Origin of the sequence: Rossellomorea vietnamensis NBRC 101237 (assembly GCF_001591825.1) — a bacterium.
In the GTDB taxonomy this organism is placed as follows: domain Bacteria; phylum Bacillota; class Bacilli; order Bacillales; family Bacillaceae_B; genus Rossellomorea; species Rossellomorea vietnamensis.
Window position 1 is genome coordinate 17379 of the sequence record NZ_BCVQ01000037.1, and the last position, 22298, is coordinate 39676.

Annotated in this window: 23 protein-coding genes and 1 riboswitch; of the genes, 17 read left to right on the forward strand and 6 right to left on the reverse strand. The window is 44.1% G+C overall.

Features of this window, described 5'->3' with window-relative positions; all coding sequences use genetic code 11:
* The first annotated feature begins 160 nt into the window (after positions 1–160).
* Together BVI01S_RS16340 and BVI01S_RS16345 are read left to right on the forward strand one after the other, a co-directional pair.
* Positions 161–1573 (forward strand): SpoVR family protein, encoded by a 1413-nt coding sequence (locus tag BVI01S_RS16340; RefSeq protein WP_061810943.1) that lies wholly within the window; start codon positions 161–163, stop codon positions 1571–1573.
* Positions 1574–1690: 117 nt separating this feature from the next.
* The gene (locus BVI01S_RS16345; protein WP_061810944.1) at positions 1691–2035 is read left to right on the forward strand and encodes a hypothetical protein; all 345 of its coding nucleotides are present in this window, start codon (positions 1691–1693) and stop codon (positions 2033–2035) included.
* A 208-nt stretch (positions 2036–2243) separates the two neighbouring features.
* Here the strand turns inward: BVI01S_RS16345 and BVI01S_RS16350 are convergent, their stop codons facing one another.
* Positions 2244–2873: a YczE/YyaS/YitT family protein gene (locus BVI01S_RS16350; RefSeq protein WP_061810945.1), complete on the reverse strand. Its 630-nt coding sequence runs from the start codon at positions 2871–2873 to the stop codon at positions 2244–2246.
* Positions 2874–3066: 193 nt separating this feature from the next.
* Between BVI01S_RS16350 and BVI01S_RS16355 the strand changes: the two genes are divergently transcribed.
* Complete coding sequence (locus BVI01S_RS16355; protein WP_061810946.1) at positions 3067–4674, forward strand: SLC13 family permease; 1608 nt, start codon at positions 3067–3069, stop codon at positions 4672–4674.
* Positions 4675–4717: 43 nt separating this feature from the next.
* Here BVI01S_RS16355 and BVI01S_RS16360 read toward each other — a convergent pair whose 3' ends face one another.
* The 3 genes from BVI01S_RS16360 to BVI01S_RS16370 form a co-directional block, all read right to left on the reverse strand.
* On the reverse strand, positions 4718–5494 hold the full coding sequence (locus BVI01S_RS16360) for a 3-hydroxybutyrate dehydrogenase (RefSeq protein WP_034763177.1): 777 nt from the start codon (positions 5492–5494) through the stop codon (positions 4718–4720).
* Positions 5495–5512: 18 nt separating this feature from the next.
* Positions 5513–6799: a GntP family permease gene (locus BVI01S_RS16365; RefSeq protein ID WP_034763179.1), complete on the reverse strand. Its 1287-nt coding sequence runs from the start codon at positions 6797–6799 to the stop codon at positions 5513–5515.
* 99 nt (positions 6800–6898) lie between these two features.
* Entirely contained in the window at positions 6899–8224 is a 1326-nt protein-coding gene (locus tag BVI01S_RS16370; RefSeq protein WP_061810959.1) for a hemolysin family protein, read from the reverse strand.
* A 316-nt stretch (positions 8225–8540) separates the two neighbouring features.
* Between BVI01S_RS16370 and BVI01S_RS16375 the strand changes: the two genes are divergently transcribed.
* The 3 genes from BVI01S_RS16375 (at position 8541) to BVI01S_RS16385 (ending at position 10265) form a co-directional block, all read left to right on the forward strand.
* Positions 8541–8870 carry a hypothetical protein gene (locus tag BVI01S_RS16375; RefSeq protein WP_034763181.1) on the forward strand — a complete coding sequence of 110 codons (330 nt, stop codon included), beginning with the start codon at positions 8541–8543 and terminating at the stop codon, positions 8868–8870.
* Positions 8871–9047: 177 nt separating this feature from the next.
* Positions 9048–9941 (forward strand): cation diffusion facilitator family transporter, encoded by an 894-nt coding sequence (locus tag BVI01S_RS16380; RefSeq protein WP_034763183.1) that lies wholly within the window; start codon positions 9048–9050, stop codon positions 9939–9941.
* A gap of 138 nt (positions 9942–10079) precedes the next feature.
* Positions 10080–10265, forward strand: a complete 186-nt coding sequence (locus tag BVI01S_RS16385) for a Fur-regulated basic protein FbpA (protein WP_034763185.1) — start codon at positions 10080–10082, stop codon at positions 10263–10265.
* A 45-nt stretch (positions 10266–10310) separates the two neighbouring features.
* On the opposite strand, the gene BVI01S_RS16390 is transcribed toward BVI01S_RS16385, so the two are convergent.
* Positions 10311–11213, reverse strand: coding sequence for an aldo/keto reductase (locus BVI01S_RS16390; protein WP_061810947.1), 903 nt, complete (start codon positions 11211–11213; stop codon positions 10311–10313).
* An 86-nt stretch (positions 11214–11299) separates the two neighbouring features.
* Here BVI01S_RS16390 and BVI01S_RS16395 point away from each other — a divergent pair, with 86 nt between their 5' ends.
* From BVI01S_RS16395 to splB, 8 genes are all read left to right on the forward strand, one after another.
* Positions 11300–12223 carry a phosphotransferase enzyme family protein gene (locus BVI01S_RS16395; RefSeq protein WP_061810948.1) on the forward strand — a complete coding sequence of 308 codons (924 nt, stop codon included), beginning with the start codon at positions 11300–11302 and terminating at the stop codon, positions 12221–12223.
* Positions 12224–12272: 49 nt separating this feature from the next.
* A riboswitch (TPP riboswitch) is annotated at positions 12273–12382 on the forward strand.
* A gap of 165 nt (positions 12383–12547) precedes the next feature.
* A complete protein-coding gene (locus BVI01S_RS16400; protein ID WP_034763190.1) occupies positions 12548–13534 on the forward strand; it encodes an ABC transporter substrate-binding protein in 987 nt (328 codons plus the stop codon).
* A 12-nt stretch (positions 13535–13546) separates the two neighbouring features.
* Positions 13547–13840, forward strand: a complete 294-nt coding sequence (locus tag BVI01S_RS16405) for a thiamine-binding protein (RefSeq protein WP_061810949.1) — start codon at positions 13547–13549, stop codon at positions 13838–13840.
* Positions 13837–14598, forward strand: a complete 762-nt coding sequence (locus tag BVI01S_RS16410) for an ABC transporter permease (RefSeq protein WP_061810950.1) — start codon at positions 13837–13839, stop codon at positions 14596–14598. Before BVI01S_RS16405 ends, BVI01S_RS16410 begins: the two co-directional genes overlap by 4 nt.
* Before the next feature lies 1 nt (position 14599).
* Positions 14600–15337: an ABC transporter ATP-binding protein gene (locus tag BVI01S_RS16415; protein ID WP_061810951.1), complete on the forward strand. Its 738-nt coding sequence runs from the start codon at positions 14600–14602 to the stop codon at positions 15335–15337.
* On the forward strand, positions 15330–16109 hold the full coding sequence (locus BVI01S_RS16420; RefSeq protein ID WP_061810952.1) for a TatD family hydrolase: 780 nt from the start codon (positions 15330–15332) through the stop codon (positions 16107–16109). The genes BVI01S_RS16415 and BVI01S_RS16420 overlap by 8 nt, the downstream gene beginning before the upstream one ends.
* A gap of 139 nt (positions 16110–16248) precedes the next feature.
* Positions 16249–16494: a transcriptional regulator SplA domain-containing protein gene (locus BVI01S_RS16425; protein WP_034763200.1), complete on the forward strand. Its 246-nt coding sequence runs from the start codon at positions 16249–16251 to the stop codon at positions 16492–16494.
* Between the two features lie 12 nt (positions 16495–16506).
* Entirely contained in the window at positions 16507–17535 is a 1029-nt protein-coding gene (gene splB / locus BVI01S_RS16430) for a spore photoproduct lyase (RefSeq protein WP_061810953.1), read from the forward strand.
* 45 nt (positions 17536–17580) lie between these two features.
* On the opposite strand, the gene BVI01S_RS16435 is transcribed toward splB, so the two are convergent.
* A complete protein-coding gene (locus BVI01S_RS16435; protein ID WP_061810954.1) occupies positions 17581–18015 on the reverse strand; it encodes a low molecular weight phosphatase family protein in 435 nt (144 codons plus the stop codon).
* Positions 18016–18387: 372 nt separating this feature from the next.
* Here BVI01S_RS16435 and BVI01S_RS16440 point away from each other — a divergent pair, with 372 nt between their 5' ends.
* From BVI01S_RS16440 to putP, 3 genes are all read left to right on the forward strand, one after another.
* Entirely contained in the window at positions 18388–19632 is a 1245-nt protein-coding gene (locus tag BVI01S_RS16440; protein ID WP_061810955.1) for a dicarboxylate/amino acid:cation symporter, read from the forward strand.
* A gap of 215 nt (positions 19633–19847) precedes the next feature.
* Entirely contained in the window at positions 19848–20411 is a 564-nt protein-coding gene (locus BVI01S_RS16445; RefSeq protein ID WP_061810956.1) for an NAD(P)H oxidoreductase, read from the forward strand.
* A gap of 374 nt (positions 20412–20785) precedes the next feature.
* On the forward strand, positions 20786–22255 hold the full coding sequence (gene putP / locus BVI01S_RS16450; RefSeq protein WP_061810957.1) for a sodium/proline symporter PutP: 1470 nt from the start codon (positions 20786–20788) through the stop codon (positions 22253–22255).
* Positions 22256–22298 lie beyond the last annotated feature (43 nt).

The following is a 22298-nucleotide window of genomic DNA, read 5'->3' on the forward strand; positions in this document are numbered from 1 at the left end:
TCGAGGTCATAAGCTAAATAGTCCAAGAAGGCAAAGAGCCGCCTTCTCGGCCCATTCATCTTATGCTTGTCGCCTCTGGCCAACCCGCCTCCGCTTTTCTTTTCATCAAATCCCCTTTCTCTTCATACATTTAGTTAAGAGAATAAAGAGGGGGATGAAGATGAATTTAGAGGAGCAGAAGAATTTGCAGAATGCGATAGGGGAAATTACTGAGATAGCAGCCGGGTTTGGTCTGGATTTTTATCCGATGCGTTATGAGATTTGTCCTGCTGACATTATATATACTTTTGGGGCCTATGGGATGCCGACACGGTTTTCGCACTGGAGTTTCGGGAAGCAGTTCCATAAGATGAAGCTGCAGTATGATTTGGGGTTGAGTAAGATATATGAGCTTGTAATCAACTCGGATCCTTGTTATGCGTTCTTGCTGGATTCCAATTCCCTCATACAGAATAAATTGATTGTGGCTCACGTTCTGGCCCACTGTGATTTCTTTAAGAACAATGTCCGTTTTCAGAATACGAAGCGGGATATGGTGGAAAGTATGTCGGCTACGGCTGAACGTGTGCGCAGGTATGAGATCGAACATGGGAAGCAGGAAGTCGAGAACTTCCTTGATGCGGTCCTTGCAGTGGATGAACATATCGATCCTTCCCTCATGCGGCCGAAACTGTCATGGACGATGGATGATGTGGAGTGGGAAGAAGAAGAAGTGAGTCATGCAACGCCTTATGATGATTTATGGTCATTGGATGAAAAGCCAAAGAGCAGGGAAAAGAAGAAAGTGAAGAAGAAGTTTCCGCCGCAGCCGGAGAAGGACATCCTCCTGTTCATCGAGCAGTACAGCAGGGAATTGTCGGACTGGCAGCGGGATATATTGACGATGATGAGGGAAGAAATGCTGTATTTCTGGCCTCAGCTTGAAACGAAGATCATGAATGAAGGGTGGGCCTCGTATTGGCATCAGCGGATCATTCGTGAAATGGATCTGACAAGCGGTGAATCGATCGAGTTTGCCAAGCTGAATGCTGGTGTCGTACAGCCGTCCCGCACACAGATCAATCCATATTATCTCGGTCTGAAGATTTTCGAAGATATTGAGGATCGGTTCGACAACCCGACAGAAGAGATGAAAAAACGGGGGGTAAAGCCGAATTCCGGTCGTGAAAAAATGTTTGAAGTGCGTGAGATCGAATCGGATATTTCCTTCTTGCGAAACTATTTAACGAAGGATCTGGTGACGAGAGAGGATATGTATCTGTTCCAAAAGCAGGGGAAGGATTATAAAATTGTCGATAAAGAATGGACCCATGTACGGGATCAGCTCGTGGGCATGAGGGTGAATGGCGGTTTCCCTTACATCACCGTTAATGACGGGGACTACATGAAGAGCGGGGAGCTGTATCTTAAGCACTGGTTTGAGGATGTCGAGCTTGATATTAAATATTTGGAAAAGGTTTTACCTTATTTGCACCGGCTCTGGGGAAGACCGGTCCACATCGAGACCCATGTAGAGAACCGGGATATGCTATTTACGTATGACGGAAGGAGCGTCCAACGGAAATATCTATAATAAATCACGAGTCGCATCACGGAGAAGAATCCTGATGCGGCTCTTTTTTTGTTCTAAACATGATGGACGGGTTTATACATTGTAGAGTAGGCACTTATTGAATGAGGAGGAGATAAGATGGCGGATGTTGAAGTCTTTATAGGTGATTTGACTGACCAGACATTCCATTATGAGGGGGGAGATTGGAATCATAATTATCCGAAGCGGATCAGTCCGTTTTTTCCTAAAGGGTATGACCTGTTTTTTGCCCTGTTGGATGGCATTTACTATAAAAGATTCGAAGGCAGGCAAACAGACTGGGGGAGCCATACCTGCCTGATGTACCCTGATGAAATGCTGTCGGTGCTGGAAGACTACTATAAGAGAGAGGGGGATAATGAGGAGGTGCGGCAATTGTTTCAATTCATCAAGAAGCTTGATCATGGACGGCAATATGGCTTAGTGGCATGCGAAATGTCATGACGTGAAAAGGACAAACTGCGATTCTGGCGGTTTGTCCTTTATTGATTCACCCCCAGTACGAGCCCCTTCCGCTTTTCTTTATGTCCAGCTCCGGCGGGTAGAGGCTCGAGGTCATAAGCTAAATGGTCCAAGAAGGCAAAGAGCCGCCTTCTCGGCCCATTCATCTTATGCTTGTCGCCTCTGCCCAACCCGCCTCCGCTTTTCTAAATTACATACTAATATTGCTTCGATTCGGAAACCGCGTATGGAGTCTTTCGGTAAAGTATAGAAACGATTTTTGGAAGATGGGACTTTGGATGAACGTATAAATAAACGTAAAAACGAAGACGGGACCGGAGAGGAGTAGACCGATCAGTAAGACGGTGCACTCGCATAGGATCCGGACTCTGCTGATGGAAAGATTGGTCAGGTCTGAAATGGTGAGCATAAATCCATCTCTTGGACCGGTTCCAAGATGGGCAGCCGAATACAACCCGCCTCCGACCCCCATGAACAGAATGGCAGACAGGAGAATCAAGGTGTCCATAACGGGGCCCGTTTGTGGAGGAAGCAAATCATAAAATAGAAAAAGATCAACAAGCATGCCGACCATCACTCCATTCAGGATGGTTCCGATTTGAATGTATTTTCCTTTCAAGATAAGCGTGCCTGCTATGAGAGTGGCACCGACAATGATATTCCACGTTCCGATGGTCAGCCCGAACTTGTCGAACAGGGCGATATTTAATACATCCCATGGGTGGATGCCTAAGTATTGGACTTTGATGGACATGCTGATTCCATAGCTGAAAATAAGTAAACCGATTACAAAATAGCTGATTTGCCAATAAATTTTCATCGTTTCTCCTTTTATCCTACCGTCATCTCTACTCTAACATTATTTTACAATGAAACGCTTTATGATGAAATGGTCCTTTTTTCATTCTGTTTATAAGGAGGGATGAGTCAATCTGACAAATTGTGGTTCGTTCTTGTTTATACAGGTTTCTTCAAGGGGTATGGACTAGTATCACAAGAAAAGGGGGAATAAGATGCAAACCGTGAAGTATGCTTGGAAAACGCTATGGGAGTGGCATGCTGATGTATTGGACACGTTCAGGTTTTTTACATCGGGAAGTACTCCAACTGGGGTGAATGGAGGGGTGCAGACGGATCGTTCTCCGGAACCGACTGCAAATCCCGGAAAAAAAATCGGATTTATGTTAGGGCCGGTTTTATTCTTTCTCATCATCCTGTTCTTTTCTCCTGAAGGGTTGTCCAAAGAAGCAGTCGGGGTTCTTGCGGGAACCGTCTGGATTGCGATTTGGTGGATTACGGAAGCGATTCCGATACCGGCTACATCCCTTCTGCCGATCATCCTGTTTCCCGTTACCGGGGCACTGCAGTCAGGGGATGTCACATCTGCTTATGGGGATGGGACCATCTTTTTGTTTATGGGCGGGTTCATCATCGCGATTGCCATGGAAAAATGGAATTTACATAAACGAATCGCCATGAACATCATCCTGCTGATTGGGACGAGTACAGAACGGATTGTCCTTGGGTTCATGCTTGCTACGGGGTTTCTGTCCATGTGGATTTCGAACACGGCAACGGCCATGATGATGCTACCGATCGGAACCGCGGTGATTTACCAGGTGAATGAAAGCTTAAAGAAGGAGGGAGCGAATAGAACAGGGCACTTCAGTAAAGTCATCATGCTGGGGATTGCCTATAGTGCATCGATCGGAGGATTAGGGACATTAATTGGAACGCCACCGAACACCATTTTCGCAGCTGTTGTGAAACAGCTCTATGGTATCGATTTCTCCTTTGCCAAGTGGATGCTGTTCGGAGTCCCTCTTGCAGCCATTCTCCTCATCGTAACGTGGTGGTATCTCATTAAAGTGGCGTTTCCTTTGAAAATAAAAGAACTGCCGGGGGGAAGGGAAATCGTCGAACAGGAAAACCGTTCCCTTGGGCGCATTTCATTTGAGGAAAAGCTCGTTCTTACTGTCTTTACGGCCACTGCCCTTTGCTGGATCACTCGTTCCTTCTTATTGAACCAGTGGATCCCTTCTTTAGATGACACGATCATTGCCATGACGGGGGCACTTGTCCTCTTCCTTCTTCCAGGAAGGAAAGAGGTGAGATTGATCAACTGGGAGGATGCCAAGAAGCTGCCATGGGGTATCCTGCTTCTATTCGGGGGAGGACTCGCCATTGCCAAGGGGTTCAAGGAAACAGGCTTGGCAGAATGGATCGGAAAGCAGTTGACGGTCCTTGATGGGGTCTCTTTCATTATCATCCTTGCAGCTGTGACCACTTTTGTCATTTTTCTGACGGAAATCACGTCCAATACGGCTACAGCCACGATGATGTTTCCAATTATGGCAGCATTGGCTGCTGCTTTGGATGTTCATCCCTACAGCCTGATGGTAGCCGCCGGGCTTGCTGCATCCTGTGCTTTCATGCTGCCGGTTGCCACTCCACCGAACGCCGTTGTTTTCGGGTCTGGCTATATCAAAATGGGGGATATGGTGAAAGCGGGCGTCTGGTTGAATCTGATCAGTATCGTGTTTATCACCCTGTTGATTTATTTTGTGATGCCACTCGTGTGGGGAGTGGACCTTGGTGCATTCCCTGGGCATTTAAAGTAAAAAAATCGGATCAGGTTTCTGATCCGATTTTTGCTATGCAATATTACTGGGCTGTATATCCACCATCCAACACTACAGCTTGTCCGGTTACGCCCTTTGCTTTGTCACTTGCAAGGAAGATGGTGTAGTCCGCAATTTCTTCTACAGATAGCAATCGTTTTTGTGGGACAAGGGGATAAATGACATCCTCCAATACTTTTTCAAGCTCAACACCACGGGTGGTGGAGATATCTTTCAGCTGGTTGCGGACAAGGGGAGTATCCACGTAACCGGGACACATAGCATTGACTGTAATCCCGTGTTCGGCACCTTCTAAGGCCGAGACTTTTGTCAACCCGATGACACCATGCTTCGCGCTATTATATGCAGCTTTTCCGGCAAATCCAATCAAGCCATTGATGGAGGCCATGTTGATAATCCGGCCGAACTTTTGCTTTTTCATATGTGGAAAAGCAAATTTTGTTGCAATGAATGGGGCGGTCAGCATGATTTTGATTAATAGTTCGAACTTTTCAATCGGAAAATCCTCAATGGGTGAAACATGTTGAAGCCCTGCATTATTGATCAGGACATCGATCCGTCCATAGTGTTCTACGGTCTTATCGATTCCGGCCTTCACGTCGTCTTCACTCGTTACGTCGCATTTAATGCCAAGGCATTCAAACCCTCTGCTTTTTAGTTCATCTACTGCTTCATCCAATCCTTCTTGATTGATATCAGACAGAACGACCTTTGCACCATTTTGGGCAAAATGTTCCCCGATTTCAAATCCGATCCCTCTTGCAGCACCTGTAATAAATACCACTTTGTCATTGACCATTTTGATTACCTCCTCGAATTAGTAAATTCCCATATTGGCTAGTATGATTGAAACGATTTCCGCGATTGTCGGAATAAGCAGCCCGACAACGGCAACATCTAGATATGAATCTTTATGAGTGAGTCCCGTTACGGCAAATAGGGTCAGGAGAGCGCCATTATGAGGCAGAATCGATGCGCCCGAAGAGATGGACGCAATCCGGTGGAATGCTTCTGCGCTGATTCCGCTTGTCTGTGAAAGCTCATAATATTTATCTCCCAACGCCTCCAGGGCAATTCCCATCCCTCCGGAAGCAGAACCCGTTATGGCAGCCAATGTTTGCACAGCGATTGCTTCTGAGATCACCGGGTTCCCTTTGATGCCCAGGATGAGTTTCGTTAACGTCTTGAAACCGGGTGCCGCTGTCACGACAGCCCCAAACCCGACGGCGGCACTCGTATTGATCACGGCCATCACCGAACCTTTGGCCCCTCCGTTGACAGCAGGAATGAATTTCTTATAATGTTTGAAATTAATGAGTAATATTGAAAGGATTCCGACAAGAAGGGCAGTCAGGATGTTCCACTTGAACACATTCAATGTAACGACGACGATGACAAGTGGCAGAAAGGAGAGATAGAAGTTCGGAAGCTCCGATTCTTTAATCTCTTTTACATCATTCCCGCCTTTGGGTTCGGTGAAAACATCGCCCTTCGCCGTGAACTGCTTTTGACGCCATCTTAAATAAAAGTACCCGCCAACCGCCATGATTAACCCCCCGGTGATCCCGATGATGGGAGCGGCAGTAGGTGATGTCTTGAAGTAATCGATCGGTATCAGGTTCTGGATCTGTGGTGTACCGGGGATTGCTGTCATGGTAAAGGTGAAAGCACCTAATACAAAGGTTGGCGGCAGTAATTTCCGTGTAATATCCGCCTCTCTGAACATGGCGATCGCCAGTGGATAGATGGCAAACACCACTACGAATAAACTGACACCGCCATATGTCAATACTGCTGCAGCAATCAGTACTCCCAGGATGGCCCGGTCTTTCCCGATAATGTTGGTGATCTTATATGCAACGGATTGAGCGGCACCTACATCTTCCATCAACTTTCCGAAAATGGCCCCAAACAGGAAGACAGGAAACCATTCTTTTGCAAAGTCCACAAATCCGGTCATATACGTTTCTGTATAGGCCGGCAGCAGATCGAGACCACTCATTAACGCTACTAAGCCTGCAACTAATGGAGCGATCCAGATGATCGACCATCCTAAATAGGCTAAAACCATAAGCAGGATTAATCCAACGATGATGCTAGTCATAATTCACCTCTTAACTATCTATTTCCGCTTATTTTTCCATTTAAGAAAAGATTTATTCTTTGCTGACGTCTTGAGGAACATAAAAAAACGAACGGGCTCTTAGTGAGACTCGTTCGTTTCAGACGTGTTCTTTTTCATTTTGGTGACTTCCAGATACTGAATATGGTGGCCGTCGATTTCTTTTACTTTAAAGCAGTAGCCTTGTTCTTCGATCTTATCTTCAGGCTTGACTTCATATTTTTGAGTGAGGAACCAGCCTCCGATTGTGTCGACTTCCTCTTCTTCAATCGAGATGCCGAGAAGGTCATTCACGTCTTCAATGAGCATGACGGCGTCGAAAATATAATGATCTTCTTTTATCTTCTGGACTTCAGGAATTTCATCGATATCAAATTCATCCCGGATCTCACCGACGATTTCTTCGATGATGTCCTCCACCGTAACCAGACCTGCCGTTCCTCCGTATTCATCAAGAAGGACGGCCATCGGGGAGCGTTCCTTTTGCAACTTGAGGAGCAGGGCTTTAATCGGGATGGTTTCAATGACGCGAATGACGGGCTTAATGAAGGAGGTCACGTCTTCGTGCTCGCTTTTATGATTCACGAGGGTCGTTAAGAGTTCCTTCACATTCACGACCCCAAGGATATTGTCCTTATCCCCATCCACGACAGGGTATCTCGTATACCGCTCTTCCTTAATGACCGATAATACTTCATCAATGGTGGATCCAGCGGATAGAGTCACAATGTTTGTACGGGGGACCATGATTTCCTTGGCGATGCGCTCGTCGAATTCAAATATCTTATTCACATACTTGAATTCGGAAGAGTTGATTTCACCGCTCTTATAGCTATCGGAAAGAATGATTCTAAGCTCTTCTTCCGAATGGGCGATTTCATGCTCTGAGGCCGGTTTCAAACCGAACATGCCTGTAAACACACGTGCCGAACTATTCAAGGTCCAAATGAAAGGATACGCAATCCGGTAGAACCAAATGAGCGGCTTGGCAAATAATAAGGTGATTTTTTCAGCTTTTTGGATGGCGAATGTCTTCGGAGCCAATTCCCCTATTACCACATGCAAAAAGGTAATGACCGAAAAAGCCAGTGCAAATGAAATGATGCTTGAAATGGACGGATTCAAATCAAACTTTTCAAATAATGGGTGAAGCAAGGTTTCAATGGTTGGTTCTCCTAACCAGCCAAGTCCAAGGGAGGTGATGGTAATCCCCAGCTGACAGGCAGAAAGGTATTCGTCGAGATGGGAAATGACCCTTTTCGCAGCAACAGCGGTTTGATTTCCTTCAGAGACCAACTGATCGATTCTCGAACCCCTTACTTTCACAATGGCAAATTCAGAAGCGACGAAGAACGCTGTCAATCCGATTAGCAGGGCGACAAGTAGTAAATTAATTAAAATATCCAAGTAGTAGAAGTCAAAAGAACGGGAAGTTGTCCCTTTCTTTCGCTTCAATCACCTCCTGTATAAAATAGTCATGATAACGTAAGAATTGGGGGCCGAATGCCACTTGAAATCCTTATGCATTGAATATATCCTTTTAACGTATTACATTCCTTTCCCATTTCGTTTGTCCGATTGTCATTGAAATGCAACACGCATTGGGTTATTCTGAGATATAACGATTAACCGGAAAGATTCATGATTTCATCATAGTGAATATTTATGAACAATACAATCATTTAGGATTCAAAACACTGGATAATTGGAAAGGAGGACGATCATGGCAGACGTTTTTAATCAAGAGTTTGTTGTATCCCTTATCATTGCCTTTTCGGTTTATGTCCTTTTAAGAGGAGTAGCCATTTTCTTCGGCAAAGCAGGAAAAGGGTATCTTGAAAACCTTCAATCCCAAACAGGACGGTTATACCTGCAATTAATTGGAGGCTACTATATATTATCAGGTGTATTGGGCCTGCTTATTCCCCGATTAGACTGGAAAACAGAAGACATTTACTTCGCCATCGCCATCTTCGCCATTACATCCGTTGTGTTCTGGGTAACACTTGACCTCTTCATGAAGCGGGAGCGTAAAAAGCTGCAACAAAATTAATCCTTCAGCGAAAACCCGGATCCAGTGTCCGGGTTTTTTTATATTCAAAAACCCCTTCCGGAACCGTCCTGGTCATAGGGTGGATGCCATATTTTTGCTTAATGGAAGCGGCGGTACGTATAATAGTGAATAGTATAGACGTACTTAGAAGAGAAAATCGAAAGTGAGGGATATCATATGGGTCACGATCACAGTCATGGCCACAATCAAAATAAAAAAGCATTATTAATCAGCTTTCTTTTCATTTTTTCTTTTATGATTGTTGAAGTGGTGGGGGGAGTGGTGACAAATAGTCTCGCTCTTCTCTCAGATGCAGGGCATATGCTCAGTGATGCAGCGGCACTTGGCTTAAGTCTGGCCGCTTTCTATATAGGGGAGAAGGCGTCGGATATGGGTAAGACCTACGGGTACAAACGTTTTGAAATCGTAGCTGCCTTTTTGAACGGGATCACCCTGATCCTTGTTTCCCTTTATATTTTCTGGGAAGCTTACCGTCGCTTCATCGATACTCCCGCTGTATCACCCGGCATGATGATCATCGCCATAATCGGCTTGATTGTGAACATCATTGTCGCCTGGATCCTGATGAAAGGGGACAACGAACATAATTTGAATGTCCGCAGTGCGTTCCTTCATGTACTGGGGGATATGCTCGGCTCAGTCGGAGCCATCATAGCGGGTCTTCTTATTTACTTCTTTGATTGGAATCTGGCAGACCCGATTGCTTCTGTCATCGTAGCGATTCTTATTGTCATCTCCGGATGGAGGGTGACGAAGGATTCCATTCATATTCTAATGGAAGGTTCTCCGGGAGATGTTGATATGGAAAAGGTGTCGGGGAGCCTGTCACAGGTCCCGGGGGTAAGGGAAGTCCATGATCTTCATGTATGGTCCATCACTTCGGATTTTAAAGCTTTAAGCTGCCATGTCGTCGTAGGGGATGAAGTGAATCGGGATGAAATTTTAGTACAGCTGTCATCCTTTCTTGAACAAGAGTTTGGTATTCATCACTCTACTATCCAAGTGGAAGGGGAAACCGTGCTTGAGGGACATCATCATAGTTGTACATGATCGATTGGGAATATTATGAAGAAGCTCCCTCTCATGATTGCAGTGGCGGGTTTTTAAAAAAGTCGATTCAAGAAAAATGGGAAACGGATGTTTATGTCTCTCCATGATTGGGGTATATCCTCAACTGGAGGGATGAACATGCTACATCAAGAAACGAAATCAGAACAGAACAAAACACCCGAATTTAAAAAAGACTTTTATATACAACAGTTATTGAGGATCGGCGTCTATAAATCGTTCGGTAAGCAGCTCTATGAACTTTCAATGGATGAATTGCAGGATGTGTACCTTGAATATTATGTTGGTGGAGATATAGCTCAATAAAAAGACGACCCTTTAAAGAAAGGATCGTCTTTTTTCATGTACTCATTAAGGAACATCATGTCCCATGGATGTTTGCAGGATTTCAAACCATTGATCATGATCCAATTGGATGGAAAGAGAGTCGATTGCATGCTGGATTCGTTCTTTTTTACCTGATCCGACAATCGGCATGATGTTGGCCGGATGGTTAAGCAGCCACGCGTATAGAATCTGGTCGATCCCCTTCGCTCCTGTTTCCTCCTGGACTTTCTTTAATGTATGTTGAAGGCGGACCGCTTTCTCATCTTCCCCCTTGAAGATCGCCCCTCCTGCCAGTGGTGACCAGGCCATGGGAGCCACACGCTTTTCCTGACAGAGGTTCAACGTGCCGTCTTCAAAATTCTCCAGGTGATAGGCGGATAATTCAATCTGGTTTGTGATCAATGGAAATGGTAAATAAGATTGAAGCATATTCCACTGATGGTCTTTAAAGTTGGATACTCCGAAATGACGGACTTTCCCTTCTTCTTTTAATTGTGTGAAAGCTTCAGCTACCTCTTCCCCGTTCATGAATGGATCTGGTCTGTGAATCAACAATAGATCAATGTAATCCGTCTTTAATTGTTGGAGAGAATGTTCAACCGAGGTGAGAATATGTTTCTTACTCGTGTTGTAGTGATGCGTCTTGTGCTCCGGTCGATTGTCAGAAGGCAGGACGATGCCGCATTTTGTTACAATCTCCATCTTCTCCCGCAAGGATGGTTGGAGGGCTAGCGCCTCACCGAATAAGGTTTCACACGTATAAGAACCATAAATATCGGCATGGTCAAACGTTGTGATTCCGTTTTCAATATTGTGTTGAATCAATGATAACGTATCTTCCTTGGACTGCTTCCAGTCTGATAGTCTCCATAATCCATGAATGATCCTCGAGAATGATAAGTCTTCTGTCATTTGTATTCTTTGCATAGGTGAAACCTCTTTTCGTATGGTATGTGTATATTCTTTCAAAGTCATACTACAAGTATATTACTATGTATGGAAAGGAAATAGAAATGATTGAACCCCTTCAGGATATTGTACGTCATTGGGGAATGGATCCCACTTCCTTCAAAACACTTCTTCTTCATCCGAATGTTACTGAAGTGAAGGCAGGAGGAAAGACCTTCTATTTAAAAAGAAGCGTGTATTCTTCCTTCGAAAATCGGATGGAGGAGCTCTATTTAACCGATTATTTAATGAGTCATCACCTTAACGTTGAATCCCCTCTATTAACTTGCTCCCAACTTCCCTATGTAAAAGAAGGAGAGCAAATCTATTCTCTTTATAAGGCCCTTGAAGGAACGCCATTGAAGGAATGGTCTGCCGACTCCCTGACAAATGCAGGAGCATACCTTGCAACCCTTCATCTTATCCTTAAAGACTATCGGTGTCATTATGAAACGAAGGGCTGGGAGATTGAAAGTCATGTAACAGAATGGTTGAAGGAGCTTGGAACTGAATCGATCGGCATAAGGGGGCAGGTGATCTTATCAAAGATGAAGGGGTGGGAGCACTCCTACCGGTGTTTGCCACATCAATTCGTTCATAGCGACTACAATTCGGGGAATATTTTGATGCAGGGAGAAGAAGTGTGCGGGATCATTGATTTTGAACGAATCCGGACGGCACCCCGGATTACTGACATCGGCTACTTCCTCGCAGGTATGCTCAAAGCAGTCCCGAAAGAGAAAAAAGATGAGTCAATGAAATGGATCCTGGCATTTATGAAAGGATATGAAAGGCATGCCCCTTTAACTTCAGGAGAGAAAAGGATCTTGCCGTCAATAGTCATTCTCTTTCTCCTGCAATATGCCTTTTTAACCTATCATCAGGGATATACAGAATCTGGTACTTCGTGCATGGATTTCATCGAGGAACTGCTTGCATCCGCTCATTTTCATGGAGTCTTTCAATATGAGAAGGAAAAGCTTGAATAACCTTTCATTCTATGGCAAAGTAGGGAGGAAGATAACGTTAAATTTCATATTCCACGTGTAGGGGGACCGGAGTGGCCGGTTGAGATTGTATCCTGTAGATACTGACCCTTTGAACCTGAACTGGCTGATACCAGCGTAGGAAACATTCTCTTAAACGATACATAACCTGTTTAACGATGCGTCCCGCGGCTGAAGCTTGGGGCGTTTTTTGTTGTATCCGGACTTTACGCCTCAAATGCCTTTGGTTTACATTCATTTTCCAGAATAAGCGAAGAATATAGGAATGAGACGTTACGACCCCAAAATACCGAAGGAGGAATCATCATGAAAAAATGGATGTTCCTCATCTGCTCTGTACTTCTTTTATCCGCCTGTAACGGTGGGGAAGATGCAGCCGATGAGAAGAAGGACAATCTTAAAAAAGTAAATGTCGTACTCGACTGGACACCAAATACCAACCACACTGGATTGTATGTAGCGAAAGAAAAAGGCTACTTCAAGGATCAGGGACTGGATGTAGACATCATCCTGCCCGGGGAAGCGGGTGCCGATCAACTCGTTGCATCGGGGAAAGCCGATTTCGGTGTTGGATATCAGGAGGGTGTCACTCAAGCGAGGGTCCAGGATGTACCCATCGTATCCATAGCTGCCATCATTCAGCATAATACGTCGGGGTTTGCTTCCCCGAAGAGTAAGGGTATTACAGAACCAAAGGATTTCGAAGGGAAAAGCTATGGCGGCTGGGGGTCACCCGTGGAAAAAGCCGTTATGGATTCAATCATGAAGCAGGAAAACGCGGATGTGGAAAAAGTGAATTTCATAAACATGGGAGACACTGATTTCTTTACTGCCGTAAAACGCGATGTAGACTTCGCCTGGATTTATTATGGATGGACAGGAATTGAAGCAGAACTCCGCGGTGAAGAGTTGAACATGATGTATGTAAAGGATTATTCCGATAAACTGGATTACTACACTCCAGTACTTACAACAAATGAGAAAATGATCGATTCAGATCCTGAAACGGTCAAGGCATTCACGGCAGCTGCTTCCAAAGGGTATCAATACACAATCGACAACCCGAAAGAAGCGGGAGAGATTTTATTAGATGCAGCTCCAGATCTTGATAAAGAATTGGTCATGAAGAGTCAGGAATGGCTCGCACCCAAATATAAAGATGATGCTGACCGTTGGGGAGAGCAGAAACTGGAAGTCTGGGAAAACTATGCGTCATGGATGTATGAAAATGGTTTATTAGATAAGAAACTCGAAAGCAAGAAAGCATTTACGAACGAATTCTTACCAAAATAAGAGGTGAACAAAATGGGGAACGCACTTGTAAGCATACAAATCATCCCGAAGACAAAGAACGGTGAAGATGTGATTCCGTATGTGGATGAAGCGATCGCAATCATTGAAAAATCGGGAGTACGATATGAAGTCCATCCTTTGGAAACGACGATGGAGGGGAATCTGTCACAATTATTCAAGGTGATTGAACAGATGAATGAACGAATGATTGAAATAGGAAGCAAAAATGTCATTTCCCAGATCAAAGTATTGTACCAGCCGGATGGGATCGAAATGGACGACTTAACGGAGAAATATAAAGGATGAGGACTTGGATTTCAAAAGGATGGAGACCCTTCTTGGTCCTCATCCTTTTATTCATCATTTGGGAAGTGGCCATTAACCTATTTGAGGTGCCAGCCTGGCTGATGCCGTCGCCTTCAGAGATATGGGAAGAAGGAATTGCCTCGTGGTCTGAGTTCAAGGGGCATTTCTCATCAACGGCATTTCTGACGATCACAGGGTTTGCGATCGGCTGTTCAATCGGGCTCGGGACAGCGGTGGTACTGCATCTCCTCCCTAAGGTAAGGGAAGCGGTCTATCCTCTCATGATCCTATCTCAGAATATACCCATCATTGTATTGGCCCCTCTCCTTGTCATTTGGTTCGGATTCGGACTCCTGCCCAAAATCATCGTCATTACCTTGATTTGTTTCTTTCCTGTGGCTGTTTCGGCGATGGATGGATTCAGGCAGACAAATGGAGAGTACATTCTTTATATGAAAATGTCCGGTGCAACCAAAGGACAGATTTTCCGGAAAGTGGAGTGGCCCCATGCATTGCCTTCCATCTTCTCCGGTTTGAAAATTTCCGCGACCTATAGTGTGATGGGAGCGGTCATTTCGGAATGGCTAGGGGCTCAAAAAGGGATTGGCGTCTATATGACTCTTGCATCCTCTTCCTTCAGGACCGACAGGGTGTTTGTCGCCATTTTCATGATCATGCTCCTAAGCCTGCTGTTCTTTGGACTCATCGTACTATTAGAAAGAGTTATGGTGAAGTGGAATCGAAAGGAGGATAAATAACATGACGACGTTATCGATCCAAAATATGTCCAAATCCTTTGATGGTGAATTGATCCTCGATGATCTTTCCATTCAAGTAGGGGAAGGTGAGTTTGTTTCTATCCTTGGGCCTTCCGGAAGTGGTAAAAGTACGTTATTTCACGTGATCGGTGGATTATTCGCACCAGATTCAGGAGATATAAAGCTCGATGGACAGTCGATCAATGGCCGTAGAGGGTCCATCAGCTATATGCCACAAAGTCCGTCCCTCTTACCGTGGAGGACGGTGATCGAGAATGTGATGCTCGGTCAGGAGCTGCATGGAAAGAGGGATAAGGAAATGGCGATGGAGATGATTGAGCGCGCGGGTTTGAAGGGCTATGAGGACGCTTACCCTGAAGATCTTTCAGGAGGGATGAAACAGCGCGTTGCATTTATTCGTGCACTGGTCAGTCCCCAATCCTTTTTATGCCTGGATGAACCATTTTCTGCCCTTGATGAATTTACCCGATTGGACATGCAGAGGTGGCTCCTTTCCATATGGGAAGAAGACTTAAGTTCAGTCCTGTTTGTCACTCATAATATCGACGAAGCACTTTTCTTGTCGGACCGTATCATTGTGTTATCAACCAGACCGGCACGCGTGCAAAAGGAATTCAAGGTGCCTTTCCCGCGACCTCGTGATAAAGAAATCCTTCTAACCGAAGAGTTCCTAAAATGGAAAACGGATATTTTCGAGGAATTATCTCAGTATGTGTAAACCATCGCTTATCGATGCTCATACTCATCTGGACTTATATGAAAAGGAAGAACGTGAAAAAATCCTGAAGGAGCTCGATCTCTACTCAGTAGAGGCTCTCATTTCTGTATCCCTTCACCTCCAATCATCCAAACGAAATCTGGCATTTGCGAAAAAGGACGGGAGGGTAAAGGCAGCTGCCGGTTTTCATCCTGAACAAGAGCTTCCTTCAGAGCAGGAGGTGCAGGAACTTCTGGTGTGGATTCAGCGGCATCATCAAGAGCTTGTGGCAATAGGAGAAGTGGGGCTGCCCTATTACAAAAGGAAAGAAGATCCCTCACTGGTCCTCGCTCCTTACATAGAGCTGTTGGAGCGCTTTATCATTGAATCGAATCGGCTGAATAAACCCATCATCCTTCATGGTGTTTATGAGGATGCACCCATCATCTGCGATTTATTGGAGAAGCATTCCATTTCAAAAGCTCATTTTCATTGGTTTAAGGGAGATAGTAAAACGATCGAAAGGATGATCCGTAATGGTTACCTCGTTTCTGTTACGCCTGATGTCCTGTATGAAAAGGAAATACAACAGCTGGTCAGGGACTACCCGATCGAAGGGCTGATGGTGGAGACAGACGGTCCCTGGAGGTTTGAAGGAGTCTTTCAAGAAAGAATGACTCATCCTGGCATGATGCACCGCTCCATTGAGAAAGTGGCCGAATTAAAAAGCATGTCAGAAGCAGCTGTATATAAACAATTGGTCAAAAATACAACTGAATTTTATGGTTTATAGAACAAACTTCTCCTGCGGTTAGTCAAGCGGGGGGAGTTTTCTTTTTGGGCTGTATGCTAATTAAACATCTTTTACCATCATATTTCTATCTCGATTGACAGAAAATGAAAGTAATGAATGATAGGAAAAGGTGAGAAAAATGGAATTGAATAATCACTATACGCCATATCAAGCTGGCGATGTTGTGTACGTGATCTACCGTAACCCGCATACGCAAAGTGTAGCCAATGTGCAGGAAGCAGCGGTTGTACACGATCCGGAAAACCCAAACGAATTAGCATTATTTCTTTATGAAACCTATTATCCGTTAACACATGAGGTAGCAGTCTATTCTACAGAAGCAGAAGCAGAAGAGGCTTATTCACAATCATTTGGAGACCTTTAGGAGGGAAAGAATATGGTGAAACCGTTTGTGCCTCAATTGGTCTATTTTGAACCAAATGCACTGGATTACCCATTAGGGAAGCAGTTAAAGGAAAAGTTCGAAAAGATGGATGTTGAAATTCGATATACCACTTCCCACAATCAGGTGCGCGATCTGCCTGGGGATAATCATTTTCAAAAATACAGGATCGCCAAATCAACGTTAGTGGTGGGCGTGCGGAAAACGCTGAAATTCGATACCTCCAAACCGTCAGCTGAGTATGCCATCCCGTTTGCGACAGGGTGTATGGGGCACTGCCATTATTGCTATCTTCAAACCACGATGGGCAGTAAACCCTATATTCGCACCTATGTGAATGTTGATGAAATATTTGAGGCGGCGGATCGGTATATAGAGGAAAGGGCACCCGATTTCACGCGTTTTGAAGCAGCGTGTACGTCTGATATCGTCGGTGTGGACCATCTCACGCATACACTAAAGCGCGCGATTGAACATTTTGGTGAATCGGAGTATGGGAAGTTACGTTTCGTAACCAAATTTCATCACGTTGATCATTTGCTGGATGCGAAACATAATGGGAAGACAAGATTTCGCTTCAGCATCAACGCAGACTATGTCATTAAGAATTTTGAACCGGGTACCTCCCCGTTGGATAAAAGGTTGGAAGCAGCCGGTAAGGTAGCCAGGGCAGGGTATCCATTGGGCTTTATCGTAGCTCCCATCTATATACATGAAGGATGGCAGGAAGGATATAAGCAAATGTTCGAACACCTCGAAGCCCACCTTCCTGAAGAAGCAAAGAAGGATTTAACTTTCGAATTTATCCAACACCGTTTCACGAAGCCTGCTAAAAGGGTGATCGAGAAGAATTACCCGATGACGAAACTTGAATTAAATGAAGAAGAACGTCGATACAAATGGGGGAAATACGGAATCGGTAAGTATATATACCAGAAGGATGAAGAGCAGGAAATCAAAGATCATCTGTATGCTTATATGGAGAAGCATTTTCCGAAAGCGAAGCTGGAGTATTTTACGTAAAAAAAAGGGACTGATTACATGTACGTTCTGTTGTAATCAGTCCTCTTAATGTAATTGTGGAAGTAAATGTTCCAAGTCCTTCACCCGCATAGCAATTTCGTCACAAATTTCCTGATAGTGTACCCATTCTTCAATCAATGTCGCAGAACGTTTACGTGGATTCGGTAAATTCCAATAGATGACTTTTTCTTCTATTTCAGAGGGAAGTTCCATCTTGTCATCATACTCTGTATCCTGAATCGCAACGATAACCGAGGCCTCGCCAAGTTCCTTCATCTCAATGCGCGAAAGAGGAAATGAACTGATATCGATACATAATTCTTTCATTGCCAGGACGCTGAATTCTTCACGACTACGACTGTCAGCACCCCATCCGGCACTTTTAAAAGACCAATCCGACACTTCGAGCTTCTCTGCCCAGCCCTCAGCCATCAAGCTGCGCTGTTGACTACTTGAAAGAAAATAGACGGTTTTATTCATAATCGTATGTTCCTTTCTATTTCATGCTGTTATTACTATTTACCCAATCACGTAAAAGATAATCCATGAAATGTGAAAAGAAATTTTTGGTAAGGCTTTCTTAGTAGAATGTATTCATTGAACTACCTGAAATTATGAAATACTACTACATAAAACTAGTAATTTCGATGTGAATCTCCTTCAATCTTCTTTCATTTTATAAAAAATCAGTATAATGGGGAAAGGAGAATGAAATTCTTGAACGCACAAAGCAGCCGGGGGATGACAATAGAGAAATTCATTCATTAAATGTTCTAAAAATTTTTGGTTTTATAAAAATGATAAAAGGGTAATATCTTTATACTATTTGGAAAATTATAGGGAGGTACATCTATGAAATTTAATTTGACAACCAAGATCATTACAGCCTTGATATTAGGGGCTGTAGTAGGATTGATCCTGAACATATTTGCAAAAGATTTATTCGATATATTAGATCCTTATCTTTTCACACCCCTAGGGAAGATTTTCCTCAACCTGATCAGTATGCTTGTCGTGCCGATTGTGTTTCTTTCCATCGTCCTTGGATCGGCAGGATTGGGGGACCCGAAGAAACTCGGAAGAATCGGTTTGAAGACGATTGTTTACTTTTTACTGACAACGTGTATCGCCATTGTGATCGGTTTGACACTGGCATACATCATCGACCCGGGATTGGTGGAAGGAATCGACGCCTCCCAATCAGAGGGCTTTAAAACAGAAAAGGCTCCTCCTGTCGGCGAAACACTTATGAACATCATCCCCAAAAACCCATTAACCGCCATGACCGAAGGCAATATGCTCCAGATCATCGCGTTTGCCATCTTCATCGGATTCGGATTAACGGCACTGGGCGATAAGACAAAAGGAATTCTGAAACTTGTGGAGCAAGGAAACGATCTGATGATGTATCTCGTGACCCTTGTAATGAAATTCGCTCCATACGGAACATTTGGATTGATCGCTTCGGCAATCGGAAGTCAGGGTTCCAGTGCCCTGAAAGCGATGTGGCTTTATTTTGTAGTTGTATTAGCGGCTTTACTTGTTCATGCCATCATTACGTACGGAGGAACGATATTCTTACTCGCAAAGAAAAACCCGATTTGGTTCTTCAAGAATTTCAGTCCTGCCATGAGTGTAGGGTTCAGTACATCCAGCAGTAACGCGACCCTCCCGATTTCAATGGACGTTGCCCAGCAGCGCCTGGGTGTCTCAAAGTCGGTCAGCTCCTTCGTCCAGCCCCTGGGAGCCACGATCAACATGGATGGTACCGCCATCATGCAAGGGGTGGCCACTGTGTTCATCTCTCAGGTATACAATGTGGATTTATCCATGGAACAGCTCATTACCGTCGTCCTCACGGCTGTACTTGCCAGTATCGGTACAGCGGGGGTACCGGGAGTCGGGTTGATCCTCCTGGCCATGGTTTTAAGCAGTGTCAATCTTCCTGTCGAAGGGATCGGGTTGATCCTTGGAATAGACCGTCTGTTGGACATGGCCCGTACATCCATTAACATCTCTGGTGATGCTGCATGTGCCCTGTTTGTATCAGAGTCAGAGAAAAAACGGACCATTAAGATCCAAAGGGGCGAATCATAAACGTCCGCCCAACGTCATGTTGCAAGAAAAAAAGATGAAATCAACTCGATTTCATCTTTTTTTTGTAAAAAGGAGCGGGGCGTATTGGGTATGTATGCTCCCCATGTACATTCGACAAATTAAAGGAGACGGACTTGGTGAGAAATCCGGTATGTTATCCTGAATAGTGAATGCTGCACAGTGATCACTAAAGTCTATTTAAGGAGTTGTTTTTCTTGAAAGTACTGATGATTGTTGCCCATCCGCGGACGAATTCCCTCACATTTTCCATTACAAAGCATATTCAGAAAGGTCTGCATGACAAAGAATATAAGTCATCCATTTTAGATTTGTACAGGGAGGAATTCAATCCCCTGCTTGATGAAAAGGGTGAAGATGAGTGGGATAACCCTGCGAAAGGAAAACCCTCTTATATTGTTGAGAAGGAAAGGAAGAAATTAAAGAGATATGACGCCCTGATCTTTGTGTTCCCGATTTGGTGGTATGGTTTACCAGCCATTATGAAAGGGTATATTGATCGAGTCTTTACATATCCGGCATTCACTCAAGTTAATCCTCAGAAGGTTCTTTGGGTCGGGCTCGCAGGTGAAACGAAGGAGGAATTTATTTCTAATGGTCATGATGAATCGTTGAGACACCAACTAATACAGGGAATTTCAGAAAAGATGGGGGTCATTGACAAAGAAGTGGAGATCTTTTTCGACACAATGGACAGGGATAAAAAATTCGATTATGAAAAAACTATGAATAAAGCGTATCTGCTTGGTACGTTATTTTGATTAGGGTGAGAAAAAAGTACTGTTTTTCAATAAATTTAAATAATTTTTTGTGAATAAATATTGAGTAATAATTGATATAAGACAAAAATATCGAATATTAACGTATATTTATTCATGTATTTATCCCTGTAAGAAGCAGATGACTTTAAAAAATTCTCGTTTATGGTATGATAATTCTTGTGTCTATAACAGCCGGGAAATTAACATTTAAAAAATAAGTGTATAAAAAATACACTTAATTGCATAAGGAGGAGGTACTTGATATGGGTGAAGAATTAACATTGGGAACCTGGTTATGGTTATTAATTCCAATGCCGACATTGATCATTTTATCAATCATTACTTTTTTTACAGAAAAAACAAAGGAGTAGATTATGGATATTAATATTCAAACGTTAACATCGATTATTATTTATTTAATTGGAATGGGTATTATTGGTTACATGGCAGCTAAGTTAACCAGCAATTTATCCGACTACGTGCTTGGAGGCAGGCGATTGACTGCCGGTGTAGCTGCCTTGAGTGCAGGTTCTTCCGACATGAGTGGTTGGTTGATGCTCGGTCTGCCGGGTGCCGTTTATGCCAGTGGTATGGGGTCAATCTGGTTAGCGATTGGTCTATCGGTAGGTGCGTACTTGAATTGGCAATTCGTTGCAAAGCCATTCCGGGTTTATACGGAAGTGGCGAATGATTCAATCACAGTACCTGATTTCTTTGAAAATCGTTTTCACGATTCAAGCAAAATTCTTCGAGTGTTCTCTGCTATCATCATCCTGATCTTCTTTACGTTCTATACTTCATCGAGTTTAGTGGGTGGAGCAATCTTACTTGAAGAATCATTCAATATGGATTACCGATTAGCTTTATGGGTTGGTGCAGGGGTCATCCTGTCTTACACATTCTTTGGTGGATTCCTTGCAGCCAGCTGGACAGACTTCATTCAAGGGATCTTGATGTTCCTTGCTTTGATCATCATTCCGATCGTAGCCATTTCCGAAATTGGCGGTTGGGATGCAACGGTAAGTGCCGTATCAAGCATCGATCCGTCTTACTTGAATGTTTACACGGGAGCGACGTTTGTTTCAGTCGTATCGCTTCTCGCATGGGGCTTGGGTTATTTCGGACAGCCTCATATCATTGTCCGTTTTATGGGTATTAAATCAACGAGAGAAATACCTAAAGCACGCTTGATTGGTATGGTATGGATGATCGTCTCCCTATTCGGAGCCATCTTCATCGGTTTCTCTGGTATTGCGTATTTCGCTGATTCACCGTTGGAAAACTCAGAAACGGTGTTCATCATGTTCTCCCAAGTATTATTTAATCCATGGGTAGCAGGTTTCTTACTTGCGGCCATTCTATCAGCGATCATGAGCACAGTGGATTCACAGCTTCTTGTTTCATCAAGTGCCCTGGCTCAGGATTTCTATAAAGCCATTTTCCGAAAAGAAGCAAGCCAAAAAGAAGAGGTATTGGTTGGTCGTATTTCGGTAGTGGTCATCGCCATCCTTGCCATTTTCCTAGGATATGACCGCGATAGTAAAGTGCTTGAGTTAGTCAGTTATGCATGGGCTGGTTTCGGTGCTGCCTTTGGACCTGTCGTGATCTTGAGCTTATTCTGGAAACGCATGACACGTAACGGTGCCCTTGCAGGTATGATCACAGGTGCAGTGACCGTCATTGTATGGAAGCAGTTGTCTGGAGGACTCTTCGATGTGTATGAGCTCCTGCCTGGATTCATCTTTGCGACCATCGCAATCTTTATCTTCAGTTTTGTTGGTAACCCTCCTGCCAAAGAAGTACAGGAAGAGTTCGAAACTGTTAAGTTGCGTCTAAAAGAATAACCAATTGATCTTAAAAAGGACCCGATACGATCGTATCGGGTCC